General features: G+C 41.5%; 12 protein-coding genes. 9 read left to right on the top strand and 3 right to left on the bottom strand.

Annotated features, from left to right (window positions below; genetic code table 11):
- The first annotated feature begins 66 nt into the window (after positions 1 to 66).
- Positions 67 to 1,107 carry a translation elongation factor Ts gene (gene tsf, locus O3670_RS05775; RefSeq protein ID WP_002886343.1) on the top strand — a complete coding sequence of 347 codons (1,041 nt, stop codon included), beginning with the start codon at positions 67 to 69 and terminating at the stop codon, positions 1,105 to 1,107.
- 108 nt (positions 1,108 to 1,215) lie between these two features.
- Here the strand turns inward: tsf and O3670_RS05770 are convergent, their stop codons facing one another.
- On the bottom strand, positions 1,216 to 1,686 hold the full coding sequence (locus tag O3670_RS05770; protein WP_004182164.1) for a COG2426 family protein: 471 nt from the start codon (positions 1,684 to 1,686) through the stop codon (positions 1,216 to 1,218).
- Positions 1,687 to 2,003: 317 nt separating this feature from the next.
- Here O3670_RS05770 and O3670_RS05765 point away from each other — a divergent pair, with 317 nt between their 5' ends.
- Together O3670_RS05765 and O3670_RS05760 are read left to right on the top strand one after the other, a co-directional pair.
- Positions 2,004 to 2,459: a CtsR family transcriptional regulator gene (locus tag O3670_RS05765; RefSeq protein WP_272126820.1), complete on the top strand. Its 456-nt coding sequence runs from the start codon at positions 2,004 to 2,006 to the stop codon at positions 2,457 to 2,459.
- Positions 2,460 to 4,910, top strand: coding sequence for an ATP-dependent Clp protease ATP-binding subunit (locus O3670_RS05760; RefSeq protein WP_371511101.1), 2,451 nt, complete (start codon positions 2,460 to 2,462; stop codon positions 4,908 to 4,910).
- A 128-nt stretch (positions 4,911 to 5,038) separates the two neighbouring features.
- Here O3670_RS05760 and pbp3 (O3670_RS05755) read toward each other — a convergent pair whose 3' ends face one another.
- Positions 5,039 to 6,295 carry a D-alanyl-D-alanine carboxypeptidase PBP3 gene (gene pbp3, locus O3670_RS05755; RefSeq protein WP_037603298.1) on the bottom strand — a complete coding sequence of 419 codons (1,257 nt, stop codon included), beginning with the start codon at positions 6,293 to 6,295 and terminating at the stop codon, positions 5,039 to 5,041.
- A 144-nt stretch (positions 6,296 to 6,439) separates the two neighbouring features.
- On the bottom strand, positions 6,440 to 7,687 hold the full coding sequence (gene pbp3 / locus O3670_RS05750; protein WP_037603297.1) for a D-alanyl-D-alanine carboxypeptidase PBP3: 1,248 nt from the start codon (positions 7,685 to 7,687) through the stop codon (positions 6,440 to 6,442).
- A gap of 209 nt (positions 7,688 to 7,896) precedes the next feature.
- Between pbp3 (O3670_RS05750) and pnp the strand changes: the two genes are divergently transcribed.
- The 6 genes from pnp to O3670_RS05720 all read left to right on the top strand — a co-directional run bounded on the left by pnp (position 7,897) and on the right by O3670_RS05720 (position 15,684).
- Positions 7,897 to 10,134: a polyribonucleotide nucleotidyltransferase gene (gene pnp / locus O3670_RS05745; protein ID WP_073686364.1), complete on the top strand. Its 2,238-nt coding sequence runs from the start codon at positions 7,897 to 7,899 to the stop codon at positions 10,132 to 10,134.
- Positions 10,131 to 10,901: an SseB family protein gene (locus O3670_RS05740; protein ID WP_049546073.1), complete on the top strand. Its 771-nt coding sequence runs from the start codon at positions 10,131 to 10,133 to the stop codon at positions 10,899 to 10,901. Before pnp ends, O3670_RS05740 begins: the two co-directional genes overlap by 4 nt.
- Before the next feature lie 86 nt (positions 10,902 to 10,987).
- Positions 10,988 to 11,608, top strand: a complete 621-nt coding sequence (cysE, locus tag O3670_RS05735) for a serine O-acetyltransferase (protein ID WP_014633706.1) — start codon at positions 10,988 to 10,990, stop codon at positions 11,606 to 11,608.
- A 376-nt stretch (positions 11,609 to 11,984) separates the two neighbouring features.
- Positions 11,985 to 13,328, top strand: coding sequence for a cysteine--tRNA ligase (cysS, locus tag O3670_RS05730; RefSeq protein WP_073686363.1), 1,344 nt, complete (start codon positions 11,985 to 11,987; stop codon positions 13,326 to 13,328).
- A complete protein-coding gene (locus tag O3670_RS05725) occupies positions 13,321 to 13,722 on the top strand; it encodes a Mini-ribonuclease 3 (RefSeq protein ID WP_002886359.1) in 402 nt (133 codons plus the stop codon). Before cysS ends, O3670_RS05725 begins: the two co-directional genes overlap by 8 nt.
- Before the next feature lie 288 nt (positions 13,723 to 14,010).
- Positions 14,011 to 15,684 carry a hypothetical protein gene (locus tag O3670_RS05720; RefSeq protein ID WP_195520289.1) on the top strand — a complete coding sequence of 558 codons (1,674 nt, stop codon included), beginning with the start codon at positions 14,011 to 14,013 and terminating at the stop codon, positions 15,682 to 15,684.
- Positions 15,685 to 15,726: the final 42 nt, after the last annotated feature.

Below are 15,726 nucleotides of genomic sequence, written 5' to 3'. Positions count from 1 at the left end.
AACACCTAAGGGGCGGGGCTCAGCCCTGCCCCTTAGTTTGATAAAATAAATTTGGAGAAAAACAAAATGGCAGAAATTACAGCTAAACTTGTTAAAGAATTGCGTGAAAAATCTGGTGCTGGTGTCATGGACGCTAAAAAAGCATTGGTTGAAGTTGAAGGTGATATCGAAAAAGCAATTGAATTGCTTCGCGAAAAAGGTATGGCTAAAGCAGCTAAGAAAGCTGACCGTGTTGCAGCTGAAGGTTTGACTGGTGTTTACGTTAACGGTAACGTTGCAGCAGTTGTTGAAGTTAACGCTGAAACTGACTTCGTTGCGAAGAACGCTCAATTCGTTGAGTTGGTAAACGAAACAGCTAAAGTAATTGCTGAAGGTAAACCAGCTAACAACGAAGAAGCACTTGCATTGACTATGCCTTCAGGTGAAACTCTTGAAGCTGCATACGTAACTGCTACAGCTACTATCGGTGAAAAGATTTCATTCCGTCGTTTTGCAGTTGTTGAGAAAACTGATGCACAACACTTCGGAGCTTACCAACACAACGGTGGACGTATCGGTGTTGTTTCAGTTATCGAAGGTGGAGATGATGCTCTTGCAAAACAAATCTCAATGCACATCGCAGCGATGAAACCAACTGTTCTTTCATACACTGAATTGGACGAACAATTTGTTAAAGATGAATTGGCACAACTTAACCACGCTATCGATCAAGATAACGAAAGCCGTGCTATGGTTAACAAACCAGCTCTTCCACACCTTAAATATGGTTCTAAAGCTCAATTGACTGATGCTGTTCTTGCTCAAGCTGAAGAAGATATCAAAGCTGAGTTGGCTGCTGAAGGTAAACCAGAAAAAATCTGGGATAAAATCATCCCAGGTAAAATGGACCGCTTCTTGCTTGACAACACTAAAGTTGACCAAGCATACACACTTCTTGCTCAAGTTTACATCATGGACGACAGCAAAACAGTTGAAGCTTACCTTGAATCAGTAAACGCTTCAGTAGTAGAATTCGTTCGCTTTGAAGTTGGTGAAGGTATCGAAAAAGCATCTAACGACTTTGAATCAGAAGTTGCAGCTACAATGGCAGCAGCTCTTAACAACTAATTCTAGTTGCTAGATAAAAAGAAAAGAAGTTACGTGAATGAATCGTAACTTCTTTTTTGTTGCTATTAAAAAAACGTCTGAGCATGCCCCAGACGTTGAAAAAAGTAATTAATGAGCGAAGGTATTTACACCAAGTAGAAGAGAGAGTGTTCCCATGATGATACCTGCAAGGATAACCCCAAGCATAACAGCAATAACACTACGTTTAAAGTCCCAATCTAGGATAGATGCTGCTAGGGTACCAGTCCAAGCTCCTGTTCCTGGAAGCGGAATTCCCACAAAAAGTAGAAGGGCCCAGAAGACACCCTTATCTCCAGCAGCTTTTTCAAGTTTTTGGCCACCACTGTGACCTTTTTTAAGACACCAGGTAAAGAAGCCACCAATTAGAGGTTTATCTGCCCCCCATTCGAGGACACGGCGGGCGAAGAAGAAGATAATTGGAACTGGAATCATGTTCCCAATGACACAAAGAATTAGGGCTTGCCACCAAGGGATACCTGAGGCGATAGCAACAGGAACGGCTCCACGGAGCTCAACCAAAGGAATCATAGAGATTAAGAGTGCAATGATGTATTTCATGAGTAACCTTTCATAGGGGAATAAAATAAGAGATAAGACTCAAAATGACATGAGCTTTATCGAGAGTGATAAGACTAATACTACTGCGAAAGTGCTAAAAAGTACTTGTTGGATTAGGTGGGTCTCAGCCTATCAAAGTAGATAGAAAATTTGAATCAAACACCTTAAGTTACCTAATATTTCAGTCTTATTTATTGTATCTTATATGGTCTCTAATGACAACTTTAAAAAGCTTTTTGAGGGTATAGTTTCCCATGAGCTGACATTTTTGGTATAATAATAGTCAGTTATAGTCAAATTAGACTGGAGGAATTAAGATGGCAAGAAATACATCAGATAGTATAGAAGAATATATTAAAGAATTGCTGGGCCAGTCTGGAATTGCTGAGATTCAACGCTCGAACTTAGCAGATACTTTTCAAGTTGTACCGAGTCAGATTAACTATGTTATTAAGACTCGTTTTACAGAAAGTCGTGGTTATATTGTTGAGAGTAAACGTGGAGGTGGCGGTTATATTCGTATCGTCAAGGTCAGATTCTCCGACAAGCACCACATGATTAATGATTTGCTTCAGAACTTGGCAGATAAGCTCAGCGAGCAGGTATTTACAGACTTGATTCAGTTGCTTTTTGATGAAAAAATCATCACTGAACGTGAGGGAAATTTGATTTTAGCAACTGCTAGTGATGATGTTTTAGGCGAAGATGCGGCTGCTATTCGTTCGCGTATTCTACGCTCGCTATTACTTAGATTGGATAGAAAAGGAAATTAGATGACGACATATTCAAGAAAAATGCAGGCTATTTTCCATCGTGCTCAGCTTGAGGCAGAGCGTTTTGGAAGTCCTTTCTTGGAGACTTGGCATGTGCTTCTGGCTATGGTTGAGGTTCCAGGATCTGTAGCCTACCTAACATTTACTGATTTTGAGGACCGTATTCGTGCGGAAGAGATTGAGACCGCTGCTGTACTAGCGATGGAGAAAAGTCCAAAAGACTTGTCTGAATCAGATGTTATCGATTTACGTGCACAGTCGCATGCTTTAGAGGCTATGTTGCAAGAGGCAGAGGGAATTGCTGGTGTGACTGGTGCTGTAGAGGTAGGTTCTGAACATGTATTGATGGCCTTCCTTCTTCATAAGGATTTGATGGTTTGTCGTCTCCTTGAAGTTGCTGGTTTTCAATATAAGGATGACAGCGATAAGCCTCGCATTATCGATTTACGACGTTCTTTGGAGCGTTACGCAGGTCTTAGTAAGCAAGATTTGAAGGCCATTCATGACCTTCGTAAGCCTAAAAAGTCAAAGGCATCAGGGAATTTTGCTAATATGATGCAGCCTCCTCAATCTTCTACTGGGGAACTGTCAGATTATACCAAGGACTTAACGGCAGTAGCCGAGTCAGGTGCTCTTGATCCTGTTATTGGACGTGAGAAAGAAATTTCACGCATGATTCAGGTTTTGAGTCGTAAAACGAAGAATAACCCAGTTCTTGTGGGTGAAGCAGGTGTTGGTAAAACGGCACTTGCGCTTGGCTTGGCACAACGTATTGCTTCAGGCGAAGTACCTTTTGAGTTGGCTGATATGCGTATCTTAGAGCTTGATATGATGAGTGTGGTTGCAGGAACACGTTTCCGTGGCGATTTCGAAGAACGTATGAATCAAATCATCGATGAGATTGAAGCTGATGGAAAAATCATTCTCTTTATTGACGAATTGCATACGATTATCGGTTCTGGTTCAGGTATTGATAGTACCTTAGATGCAGCGAATATTTTGAAACCCGCTCTAGCACGTGGAACTCTTCATATGGTTGGAGCAACTACTCAAGCTGAGTACCAGAAGCATATTGAAAAAGATGCAGCTCTTTCTCGCCGTTTTGCTAAGATTACAATTGAGGAGCCAAGTGTAGCTGAGGCGATTGATATTCTAAAAGGCCTACGTTCGTCTTATGAAGACTATCATCGTGTAACGATTACTGATGAGGCAGTTGAGACAGCAGTCAAGGCAGCCCACCGTTATTTGACGAGTAAAAACTTACCCGACTCTGCCATTGATCTTTTAGATGAAGCGAGTGCAACTGTTCAAGGTCGTATCAAAAAAGAAGCCAAACGTGAGATAACGCCTTTGGATGAAGCACTTCTATCTGGTGATATGAAGGCTGCTGTTAAACAATATAAGGCTAGCCAAAAAGCAAAATTACCAAAACCTGCCTTGGTAGATGCAGATCAGATTATGCAAACCCTTAGTCGTCTATCAGGTATTCCTGTTGAGAAGATAACACAGGCAGATAGCAAGCGTTACTTGAATCTGGAAGCAGAGCTTCACAAACGTGTTATTGGTCAAGATGAAGCAGTTTCAGCCATTAGTCGTGCTATTCGTCGTAACCAGTCAGGTATTCGTACTGGAAAACGTCCAATTGGTTCCTTTATGTTCCTTGGACCTACTGGTGTTGGTAAGACAGAATTGGCCAAGGCTTTGGCGGAAGTTCTCTTTGATGATGAGTCAGCTTTGCTTCGCTTTGACATGTCAGAATACATGGAAAAATTTGCGGCTAGCCGACTTAATGGTGCTCCTCCAGGTTATGTTGGATATGATGAGGGTGGTGAATTAACAGAGAAAGTTCGCAATAAGCCTTACTCAGTTCTCCTCTTTGACGAGGTGGAAAAGGCTCACCCAGATATTTTCAACATCCTCTTACAAGTTTTGGATGATGGTGTCTTGACGGATAGTCGAGGTCGTAAAGTTGACTTCTCAAATACCATTATCATTATGACTTCGAACTTGGGAGCGACTGCTCTTCGTGATGATAAGACTGTTGGTTTTGGTGCTCAAGACATTTCTCATAATCACCAAGCAATGCAGTCACGTATTATGGAAGAACTTAAGAAGGCCTACCGTCCAGAGTTTATCAACCGTATTGATGAGAAGGTTGTCTTCCATAGTCTAGAGGAAGAACAACTTCGCGAGATTGTCAAGATTATGGTGAAACCGTTGGTATCAGCTTTGGCTGAAAAAGGGATTGACTTGAAATTCCAACCAGCTGCTCTCAAGCATTTAGCTAAAGATGGCTATGATGTTGAGATGGGTGCTCGTCCGTTACGTCGTACGATTCAAACTCAAGTGGAGGACAAGTTATCTGAGCTCTTACTAGGTGGCCAAGTGGTTAGTGGACAAACCCTTAAAATCGGCTGCTCGAAAGATAAATTAACCTTTACAGTAGTGTAAAAATCAAACAAAAAGACAAACTACACCTGTAGTTTGTCTTTTTTTGTGTCAATAGGAGTCAAGGTAGAGTCAATCTTTCTGTAAAGGTGGGGTAAAAGAAAAAGCCGAGCAAAGCTCGACTGTAATGACTAGAGTTTTTCGTTGACAAAGTTGACAAAGTGATTCCACCAGACCTTGAGGAAGAAGCTTTTTTTAACTTCTTTACCAGCAACCAGTTCCATGCTAGGCATACCTTGGTTAGGCAAGTAACCTTCTCCTACAAGTGACTTATCTTCAAAGGTAGCCGTTCCAACCTTGTCACTTGAGTTGACAGGGGCTTGGACTTGATTGGTAGTGACTTTAATATGTTTACTATTGTTAGCATCTATTTTTTGGATGATATTAAAGTCAGACTTAGCAACAGCAGTGACTTGCTTAGATTTCCCATCAAGGACATTGGCTTGGCTTTTACCAATAGCTTGTCCTTTTTTGGCAATGGTCTTGCTTTCCCAATGATAGACTACGTAGTTAAGTAGGTCATTGGTTGCAGTGAAACGGGCGTAGTCATCAGTATCGGTATTATCAGCATTCAAAATGACTGTGATAATGCTCATGCCGCTTTCATTTGAGTGGGCCACGAAGGAAGCACCGGCTAAATCAGTGGTCCCTGTTTTTAGGCCATCTACACCTTTACGGTAACTAGGTTGTCCCTTGAGCATATAGTTGAAGGTTTTGAGTTTGTTGACACCATCAAAATCAGCTTCAGTTTTTTTAGTGATATCGAGAATTTCAGGATATTCTTTCACTACGTGTTGTGCAATGATAGCAACATCTTTAGCACTCATGGTATTTTCTTCGTCTGATTTAGAGCCTGGATAGATATTGTCACCTAAGTAAGAATTATTGAGACCAGAGGCATTGACAATCTTAGCATCAGTGATACCCCAATCTTTAAGTTGGGCTTTCATCATGTCGACAAACTTACTTTCGGTTCCTCCGATTTCCTCGGCTAGAGCAATAGATGCACTGTTGGCACTGGAAATAAGAGTTGCGTCAAGAAGTTGTTTGACAGTGTATTTGCGGGCATCTAGTGGAATATTAGATACTCCGGCACTGACAGTTAGTTCAAAGGGGTAGTCAGAAATGTCAACTTTGCTGTTCCATTTGAGGTCTCCCTGATCTACCGCTTTATAAACCATATAGGCTGTTAGGAGCTTGGTAATAGAGCCAATCCCTGTAGAGGTAGTGGCATCTTTTTCATATAAAATTTTGCCAGTATTAGCTTCGACAGCGATGGCATGTTTGGCTGCGGCATCATATCCTTTTTTCTTATCTGCTGCAAAAGCAGGGGCTACGCTTCCCAGACAGAGTAAGAAGGTTATCATAAGCGTAATCAGTTTTTTCATGGTTTGTTCCTTCATGTGTTTTGGATATTTATTATACCACATTTTGAGAGGAACTTAAGGTGTTGAGAAGGGGCTTTTACTTACAGGACTAATTTTTAAGGCAAGATAAAACTACCTTTTGATAGCTAAAAGGTAGTTTTGTGTTTACTTGTTTCCTGTAAAGAAATTAACGATATGGTTCCACCAAACTTTTAAGAAGAAACTTTTCTTGATAGATTGGTTGGCTGTTACAGAAATTTGAGGTGGATCAGAGATGTAACCTGTTCCAACGAGATCCTTATCATCAAAGGTCGCTGTTCCAATAGTGTCACCTTTTTTGATAGGTGCTGTTATAGTTTTTGCTTTGATTTTAACAGTATCATTTTTGCTGTTTATTTTTTGAACGACTGTAAGGTCTGACTCGAGCTTAGCAGAGATGGTTTGACTGTCTCCATCGGCTACCTTAATATCATTTTTCTTGACGATTTGTCCTTTGGTGTTGAGGGTTTTGATTTCCCAGTTTTGAGTCACATAATCTAGCAACTCATTTGTGGCTGTGAATCTGGCAGCTTCATCTTCTCCGCCATTGTCCGCATTCATAACAACTGTAATCAAACTCATGCCATTTTCATTGGAGTGGGCTACAAAGGATGCCCCTGCAAGTTCGGTTGTTCCCGTCTTGAGTCCATCAACGCCTTCACGGAAGTTGTCTTGCCCCTCCAACATGTAGTTGTGTGTCGTTAATTTGTTGTCACCTTCGAAGTCAGTTTCGGTTTGCTTGGTGATTTCAAGTACCTGAGGATAGTCTTTGATGAGGTGGTCCGCAATAATTGCAACATCTAGGGCGCTCATCGTGTTCTCGTCATCTGGTTTTGAGCCAGGATAGCGATTATCCCCAAGATATTTATTATTTAGACCAGAAGCGTTAAATAATTTAGCATCTGTAATTCCCCATTCTTTTAGTTGTGCTGTCATAGCGTCAACGAAGGCACTCTCTGATCCTGAGATTTTTTCAGCCAGAGCAATAGCAGCACTGTTAGCGCTGGAAATGAGGGTGGCATCTAGGAGTTGTTTAACAGTGTATTTTCGGGAATCCAGTGGGACATTTGAAACTTCTGAATCAACGGTTAAGTTGAAAGGATAGTCTGAAATATCTACTTCAGTGTCCCAGGTAATTTTTCCTTGATCAACTGCTTTATAGACCATGTAGGCTGTTAGGATTTTAGTCATTGAAGCCACACCATCAGGGGTAGTGGCGTCCTTTTCATAGAGGACTTTTCCTGTAGTTGCTTCGATAGCAATCGCATGTTTAGCAGAAACATTGAAGTCATCTGTCTGTTCTTGTGCTAGAGCAGGTGTTACTAGGCCTAGTAAGATTAAGGCAATCATAATGATGTGTTGTAATTTTTTCATAGTCATTCCTTTGTCTCTCATAGGTGTTTATTATATCACAAAACGACTTAAATATCTGAGAGAAAGGGAATCTTAGCTGCTAACTTATGCCGGAGCTCTGCCATTTTTGACTATATTATGGTAAAATGAAAGTTATATCAAATGAATGACATAAAGTTGACCGGTTCGTTTTTATAAGGGCTGGTCATGGATAAAAAGAGGGATCAAACATGGCTAAACAAACTTTTGAGATGACCTTTGCAGGACGCCCGCTTGTCGTTGAAGTTGGGCAGGTAGCCAAGCAGGCTAATGGTGCTGTCGTCGTGCGTTATGGAGATACAACGGTATTATCAACAGCTGTTATGTCTAAAAAGATGGCAACTGCAGATTTCTTTCCTTTACAGGTTAATTATGAGGAAAAAATGTATGCAGCTGGTAAGTTCCCGGGGGGCTTTAACAAGCGTGAGGGTCGTCCCTCAACAGATGCCACGTTGACTGCTCGCCTCATTGACCGTCCTATTCGTCCTATGTTTGCGGAAGGCTTCCGAAATGAAGTTCAAGTCATTAACACCGTCCTCTCTTATGATGAGAATGCTAGTGCTCCGATGGCAGCTATGTTTGGCAGCTCTTTAGCTCTTTCTATTTCTGACATTCCTTTCAATGGTCCGATTGCTGGGGTTCAAGTGGCCTATGCCGCAGAAGATTTCATCATCAACCCAAGTGCAGCAGATAAGGAAATTTCACTTTTAGACTTGACAGTGGCAGGTACCAAGGAAGCTATCAATATGGTAGAGTCGGGTGCTCAGGAATTGTCTGAGGATATTATGTTGCAAGCACTCTTGAAGGGACATGAGGCTATTCAAGAGTTGGTTGATTTCCAAAATTATATCGTTGCAGCTGTTGGTAAGGAAAAGGCTGAGGTTGAACTTCTACAAGTTGATGCTGATTTGAAAGTCGAAATCGAAACGGCTTATTATGATCAGTTAGCTAAGGCTGTTCAGGTGGAAGAAAAACTGGCGCGTGAAGCAGCAACTCAGGCTGTAAAAGAAGAAGTCCTCGCCTCTTATCAAGAACGCTTTGCAGAAGATGAAGATAAGGAAACCATTCTGCGTGATGTAGCAGAAATCCTTGAGCAGATGGAACATGCTGAAGTACGCCGTCTCATTACCGAGGATAAGGTTCGTCCAGATGGTCGTCGTGTGGATGAAATCCGTCCTTTGGACGCAGAGATTGACTTTCTTCCTAAGGTTCATGGTTCAGGTCTCTTTACACGTGGACAAACTCAAGCCTTGTCAGTTTTGACTTTAGCACCTATGAGTGATACACAACTTGTTGATGGTTTGGATCCAGAGTATAAGAAACGCTTCCTTCACCACTATAATTTCCCTCAGTATTCAGTGGGTGAAACAGGGCGTTACGGTGCACCAGGTCGACGTGAAATAGGTCACGGAGCCCTAGGTGAACGTGCCCTTGCTCAGGTTCTTCCAAGTGTTGAAGAGTTCCCTTATGCTATCCGTTTGGTAGCAGAAGTCTTGGAGTCAAATGGTTCTTCCTCACAAGCCTCTATTTGTGCAGGAACCTTGGCTCTTATGGCTGGTGGTGTACCGATTAAGGCGCCTGTTGCAGGGATAGCTATGGGGCTTATCTCAGATGGTACTAACTACACTGTCCTGACGGATATTCAAGGTTTAGAAGACCATTTTGGAGATATGGACTTTAAAGTAGCTGGTACACGTCAAGGAATTACAGCTCTTCAGATGGATATTAAGATTTCAGGTATTACACCTGCCATTCTCGAAGAGGCTTTGGCTCAAGCCAAGGTAGCTCGTTTTGAGATTCTTGACGTTATTGAGTCAGCAATCGCTGAGCCACGTCCAGAATTGGCACCAACAGCGCCTAAGATTGACAGTATTCAGATTCCTGTTGACAAGATTAAGGTTGTCATCGGTAAAGGTGGCGAAACGATTGACAAGATTATCGCTGAGACTGGTGTCACTATCGATATCGATGAAGAAGGTCTTGTTCAGATTTTCTCTAGTGATCAGAATGCTATTAACCGTGCTAAGGCTATCATCTCCGATCTTGTACGTGAAGCTAAGGTTGGAGAGGTTTACACTGTACCAGTTGTGCGTATTGAAAAGTTCGGTGCCTTTGTTCACCTCTTTAATAAGACAGATGCTCTTGTCCACATCTCAGAACTAGCTTGGGAACGCACTGAGCGTGTCGAAGATGTGGTTAAGGTTGGGGATATGGTAACTGTTAAAATTATCAAAATCGATGAAAAAGGACGTATCGATGCCTCAATCAAGACCTTGCTTCCTAAGCCTGAAAAGATTGAGGACGGAGAAAATAAAGGAGAGCATCGTCACCGCCGTCGTTCTCATCACAAACCACGCCACCATAATGAAAATGGTGAAGCACCGAAAAATCCTGATAAATCAGAAACGAAAGAACAGATAGAAGAATGACAGAAAATCAAGAATTGCAAGCTTTTGATGAAACTCTAAAAGAATTTTTAAAGGAACCAGACCACTTTTTGACCAGTTTGGCTTTGGTTAATCACCTACAACGTACTCCCGTCTTGGCTGCCCAAGACCTCTACGCAGTTGAAGTGGAAGGCAAGAAGGTTGTTCCTGTCTTCACTAGTGAACAGGACTTACAATCTTTCAAAGCTACTCAAGAGAGTGCTCGAGAACAGACTTGGATAGAACGTTCAAGCTTAGATATCCTAACACAACTGGTTCAGGCAGAGCTTTTTGGTCTTGCTTTCAATTTAAAAGAGGATGGTGATTTCTCAAACACCACTCTGTTTGCAAGCAGTGAACTTATCCAGTTTATCAACTATTTCACTCAGACCTTAAATAATCTTTTGGGTGAGGAAAATCAAAAGGCAGATTTTAAAGATAAGATTTATCTTGTTCCAGCCTTCATTCACAAACGCGAGGAAGATGGTCAGGATGACCGTTTCTTTGCGACCATGTCGAATGCAGAGGGACAGAGTTATGTGCCAGTGTTTACGAACTTAACGAGCTTTGCAAAATGGTACGGTAACGAAACTTTTGGCCTACCTTTCCGTAAGGCTAAAGGGACGATTTTACAATGGCCACTGTCAGAAATTTACCAGCCTTCAACAGGTGAAAATGAGTTGGATAAGGTTCAAGGTATTGTCATCAATCCGTTTGATGAGCAACCTGAGTTAGTCGATTGGTCTTATTTTGAGGGGGATAGCGAGTAGACCTAGTGTTTACAGCTCTCCACTTTAAAGAAATAATAGGGCCACAACAAACAATAATAGCAATAATGATGTAAGGAGTGACCTAAATGGGTTGGTGGAAAGAAAGTATTGATATAGTAAAGAAAAATGACCCAGCAGCTCGGACGAGTCTGGAGGTTCTTTTAACCTACCCTGGATTAAAAGCCTTGGCTGCTCATCGTATCTCACATTTTCTCTGGCGCCACCATTGTCGACTCTTAGCGCGTATGCATAGTCAGTTTTGGCGCTTCTGGACTCAAATCGAGATTCACCCAGGGGCTCAGATTGCTGAAGGTGTTTTCATCGACCATGGCTCAGGCCTTGTCATTGGTGAGACAGCTGTTGTGGAGAAGGGTGCTATGCTTTACCACGGTGTCACTTTAGGTGGTACTGGTAAAGATGTCGGAAAACGTCACCCAACCGTTCGTGAGGGTGCCTTGGTTTCAGCCCATGCTCAGGTCATAGGCCCTATTGAGATTGGAAAGAATTCTAAGGTCGGTGCGGCAGCTGTGGTTGTTGCGGATGTCCCAGAAGATGTTACAGTCGTTGGTGTTCCTGCTAAGGTTGTGCGTGTTCATGGTCAAAAGGATGAAGAAGTTATTCACGATATTGAAGAAGGACGTGAATACTATAGCGAAAAACTAGAAGACCTTCTAAAAGCAGCTAGCTTCCACTCATCACGGCTATAAGGAAAGGAAACGATGAAACTATTTAGTTCAAAGGTGACTCGATTGACGGTCGTGGGCCCTCTTGCCCTTGTTTACATTGCTTTACATAGAGCAGACTATAGCATGGCAGCCTTGTGGTTTTGCATTGCTCTTTTATGGGCTGGTCTTGTTTTTAAGCAACGTCACAAGTAATACTTGAGTTATGAAAAATTTATTCAAAAACAATCCTTTTTTGGTCTTCTATATAGTTGGGAGTTTCCTTTCAGCTATGTCTCTCTTGGCTCAAGGTCAGCTAGTTGCGGCTATATGGATTATCATTCTTGTGATACTCTTGTGTTTATACCTAAACCATATCAAGGATAAAAAATAGTTTCCAGTTAATTGAAAGGAATCTCTAGTGATTAAAATTTATGATACGATGACGCGTTCGCTCCGTGATTTTGTACCTTTGACAGAAAATGTTGTCAATATGTATGTCTGCGGACCAACAGTTTACAATTATATTCATATCGGAAATGCCCGTTCAGCAGTAGCTTTTGATACTATTCGTCGTTATTTTGAGTATTGTGGCTACACAGTCAACTATATTTCTAACTTTACGGATGTAGATGATAAGATTATCAAGGCAGCCAATGAAGCTGGTATTTCAACTAAAGAATTGTCGGACAAGTTTATCGCAGCTTTTATGGAAGATACTGCACAGCTTGGCATTAAACCAGCGACACAAAATCCTCGTGTTATTAACTACATGGATGAAATCATTGCATTTGTGTCAACCTTGGTTGACAAAGGATTCGCCTATGTCTCTGAAGGTGATGTTTACTTCCGAGTAGCTAAGTCAAACAACTATGCTAAATTAGCTAACAAGACTTTGGAAGATCTTGAAATTGGTGCAAGCGGACGTACGGATGCTGAAACAGAACGTAAGGAGAATCCTCTGGATTTTGCCCTTTGGAAAGCTGCCAAAGAGGGAGAAGTTTCTTGGGACAGCCCGTGGGGACTTGGTCGTCCTGGTTGGCACATCGAATGTTCAGTTATGGCGACTGAAATCCTTGGAGATACCATCGACATCCATGGTGGAGGGGCAGACCTTGAGTTTCCACACCATACCAATGAAATTGCACAATCAGAAGCCAAAACTGGCAAGACCTTCGCCAACTACTGGATGCACAACGGTTTTGTCAATGTGGACAATGAGAAAATGTCAAAATCCTTAGGTAACTTTGTAACGGTTCATGATATGCTTAAGACAGTCGATGGTCAAGTGCTTCGCTTCTTCCTAGCAACACAACAGTACCGTAAGCCAATTAACTTTACTGAAAAAGCTATTCATGATGCTGAAGTCAATCTTAAGTATTTGAAAAACACCCACAGTCTTCCCTTGACAGATCAGGTGAATCAAGATGAGTTGCAAACTTATCTTGAAGCCTTCCAAGAAGCTATGGATGATGACTTTAATACAGCGAATGGTGTGACTGTTCTGTTTGACATGGCCAAATGGATTAATTCAGGCAATTATGACCAAACCGTTAAGGATGCTTTTGAAAAAATGCTCCAAGTCTTCGGTATTGTTTTCGAAGAAGAAGTCCTTGATGAAGATATCGAAAAACTCATTGAAGAGCGTCAAGCAGCGCGTGCCAACAAGGACTTTGCGACAGCAGACCGCATTCGCGATGAGTTGGCTGCTCAAGGTATCAAACTTCTTGATACCAAGGAGGGCGTGAGGTGGACACGTGACTAAACATCTTGATGTCAACCTTATTAATGGTATTGCTCTCGCTTTTGAGGGAGATGCTGTTTATTCCTTGTACATTCGCCGTCACCTGATTTTTCAAGGTCAGACCAAGCCAAATCAATTGCACCGTCTAGCTACACGCTATGTGTCGGCAAAGGCGCAGGCTAGTCTCATTGAAAAAATGCTAGAGCAAGAGCTTTTGACTGAAAAAGAGCTAGATATCTATAAACGAGGTCGTAATGCGAATAGCCATACCAAGGCTAAAAATACAGATGTCATTACCTACAAAATGTCAACAGGCTTCGAAGCAGTCATGGGCTATCTTCATATGACCGAGGATATTGCTCGCTTAGAGGAACTAATTGCTTGGTGTATTGACGAAGTTGAAAAAGAAATCTAAAAATTCTGCCGAGAGCAGGATTTTTTGTTATTTAAAGGCTATAAAAATTGTGACAATTAGTTGAAGCTTCAAAATTTAGATTATTTGAGAATCAAAGTAATTCAGCGATTTGACAATAAAAAATAAGATGAAACTAATATTTAGCACCTTGAAAATGAGAAAGTTAAGGGATGTCTGACACGTGTAAAACCCTGATATTATAGCGTTTTTTAATAAAACTAATTTGACAGAAAGTAAAAAAAAAGTCTATAATATTAGTAAATGAGGCCATAAAAAATGAGGAGGTGAATGGAAATAGCTAAGAAAAAAGTTTTCTATACAACTTTTGCTGCTTTGATTTTATCTAGCTTTACGCTTCAAACAGGTAAAGCAGATGAGGTTCAGGTAAAATCTGATGAAGCTAAAATAGATTATGTTAATAGTGAGGCACCGGCTCCAGTTGCTCCTCAGGTTGATTTTTCCTCAGTAGGAGCTAAGGCAGAGCCAGCGAGTCAAGTAAGTTCAGTAGTGACCTCAACGTCACTGATGGTTGTCTCTTCAAGTGAGACAGATGAGGGGCTTCTTGAGGTACATTCTCAAGTTGATATCGTGGAGACTAGCGTTTCTACGACTTCATCTCATTCAGAAGAGGCTCGTGCCCAAGCTTTTGGTGAGGATCGATCAGTAGCGGCGTCTGAACGAGGAGATGCAAACTCAACATCTGATTCTGAACAAGCAAAACCAAATATTGTGCTTACTTATGATAAGTCTCGTGAGGCTACAGCGACTGCAGAGTCTCAAGCTGTAACTTCAATGTATAAGAGTGAAAGCACACTATATACATCCGAACTTGCTGGAAATACACATGATGTTATTGAAAAATCAGAGTATTCTTCACTGGATTCTCATACGACATCTGTAAGTGCGACTCCTACTAGCCAAGCTATTGCAACTTCTGAAGTCGCTTCTGAGTCTGCAAGTACTGCAAGCTCTCTTGCATCTACGGCTCCAGAAACGAGTCAGTTAAATAATAATTCAGAAGATAGCTTAACTGTCCTCACGATTGGTTGGAAAGATTCATCATCAACTTCTGAGGTCTTTGAAACTTCTGAAGTGGTTTCTATGTTGCAAAGTGAGAGTTTGACCTATTCGTCAGAGGTAACCTTTACGGATGGACTCATTTCAGAAATCTTAGCGACTCCAATCACTTCTGAAGTTTACACCGTTGTTCCAAAACGAGACAGTACTGGAGCGCTTCTTGAAGATCAACCTGCTGTTACAGGGAATACAGACATTCTTTATTTAGCACGTGGTGAAATCTTTAACGTCAATTTTGATGTTAACAAGATGGAAGGTAAGAAGATTAAGGGGCTTAATCTAGTCCTTGATGGTAAACAAATTCATCATAGTTACTTTGTTGAAGGAACTTTGGATGAGGTCAATGCTGGTTTGAGTGCCTACCATTTGGCAGAACAAACGACTGGTATTCATAAAATGACCTTTGAGTTGATTGATACGAATAACAATATTCATTACCTGACACAGACTTTTAGCGTCTTCAATGAAGGCGAGCGTCCAGTGACACCTGATAGTTACCGTAGGAATCAGTATTCATCAACGACAACAACGACTGTACCGGTTACTTATAATACCAGTGCAAATAACTATACTGAGACCGCCAATCATATACAAGCTACGGCTGTTAATGAGTTGGCTGAGACAACTAGAGCGTTAACACAGCAATTAGCAGAACAAATTGCTGAGGTTTTGAGTGGTTGGTCTTCAGCGATTTCTGGAAATAGTTCAACAAGCACAGGTTCAATTGATATCTTCCAAGCAGCAGGTAAAACCATTACTCAAGCTGCGAGAAAGATTGCAGAATCAATCTCAGATCCAGATACAATTGGTAAGCAAGCTTTGGCTGCTGCAACTGTTGTTCTAGTTCTCCTAGTGCTTTATCTAGCAGCAATTACATTTATTTAACATGCTTTGCCCTCGTAAGAGGGCTTTTTTTATGATAGAATT

The organism is Streptococcus sp. 27098_8_74 (assembly GCF_041431705.1).
Lineage (GTDB): Bacteria > Bacillota > Bacilli > Lactobacillales > Streptococcaceae > Streptococcus > Streptococcus salivarius_E.
The sequence above is the reverse complement of the archived record's forward strand: the minus strand, read 5'-3'. Positions and strand labels throughout refer to the sequence as shown.

What these genes read in the sequence shown, in the direction of transcription:
- tsf (WP_002886343.1), top strand. Translation starts at nt 67, where the DNA reads ATGGCAGAAATTACAGCTAAACTTGTTAAAGAATTGCGTGAAAAATCT.
- O3670_RS05770 (WP_004182164.1), bottom strand. Translation starts at nt 1,686, where the DNA reads ATGAAATACATCATTGCACTCTTAATCTCTATGATTCCTTTGGTTGAG.
- O3670_RS05765 (WP_272126820.1), top strand. Translation starts at nt 2,004, where the DNA reads ATGGCAAGAAATACATCAGATAGTATAGAAGAATATATTAAAGAATTG.
- O3670_RS05760 (WP_371511101.1), top strand. Translation starts at nt 2,460, where the DNA reads ATGACGACATATTCAAGAAAAATGCAGGCTATTTTCCATCGTGCTCAG.
- pbp3 (WP_037603298.1), bottom strand. Translation starts at nt 6,295, where the DNA reads ATGAAAAAACTGATTACGCTTATGATAACCTTCTTACTCTGTCTGGGA.
- pbp3 (WP_037603297.1), bottom strand. Translation starts at nt 7,687, where the DNA reads ATGAAAAAATTACAACACATCATTATGATTGCCTTAATCTTACTAGGC.
- pnp (WP_073686364.1), top strand. Translation starts at nt 7,897, where the DNA reads ATGGCTAAACAAACTTTTGAGATGACCTTTGCAGGACGCCCGCTTGTC.
- O3670_RS05740 (WP_049546073.1), top strand. Translation starts at nt 10,131, where the DNA reads ATGACAGAAAATCAAGAATTGCAAGCTTTTGATGAAACTCTAAAAGAA.
- cysE (WP_014633706.1), top strand. Translation starts at nt 10,988, where the DNA reads ATGGGTTGGTGGAAAGAAAGTATTGATATAGTAAAGAAAAATGACCCA.
- O3670_RS05720 (WP_195520289.1), top strand. Translation starts at nt 14,011, where the DNA reads ATGGAAATAGCTAAGAAAAAAGTTTTCTATACAACTTTTGCTGCTTTG.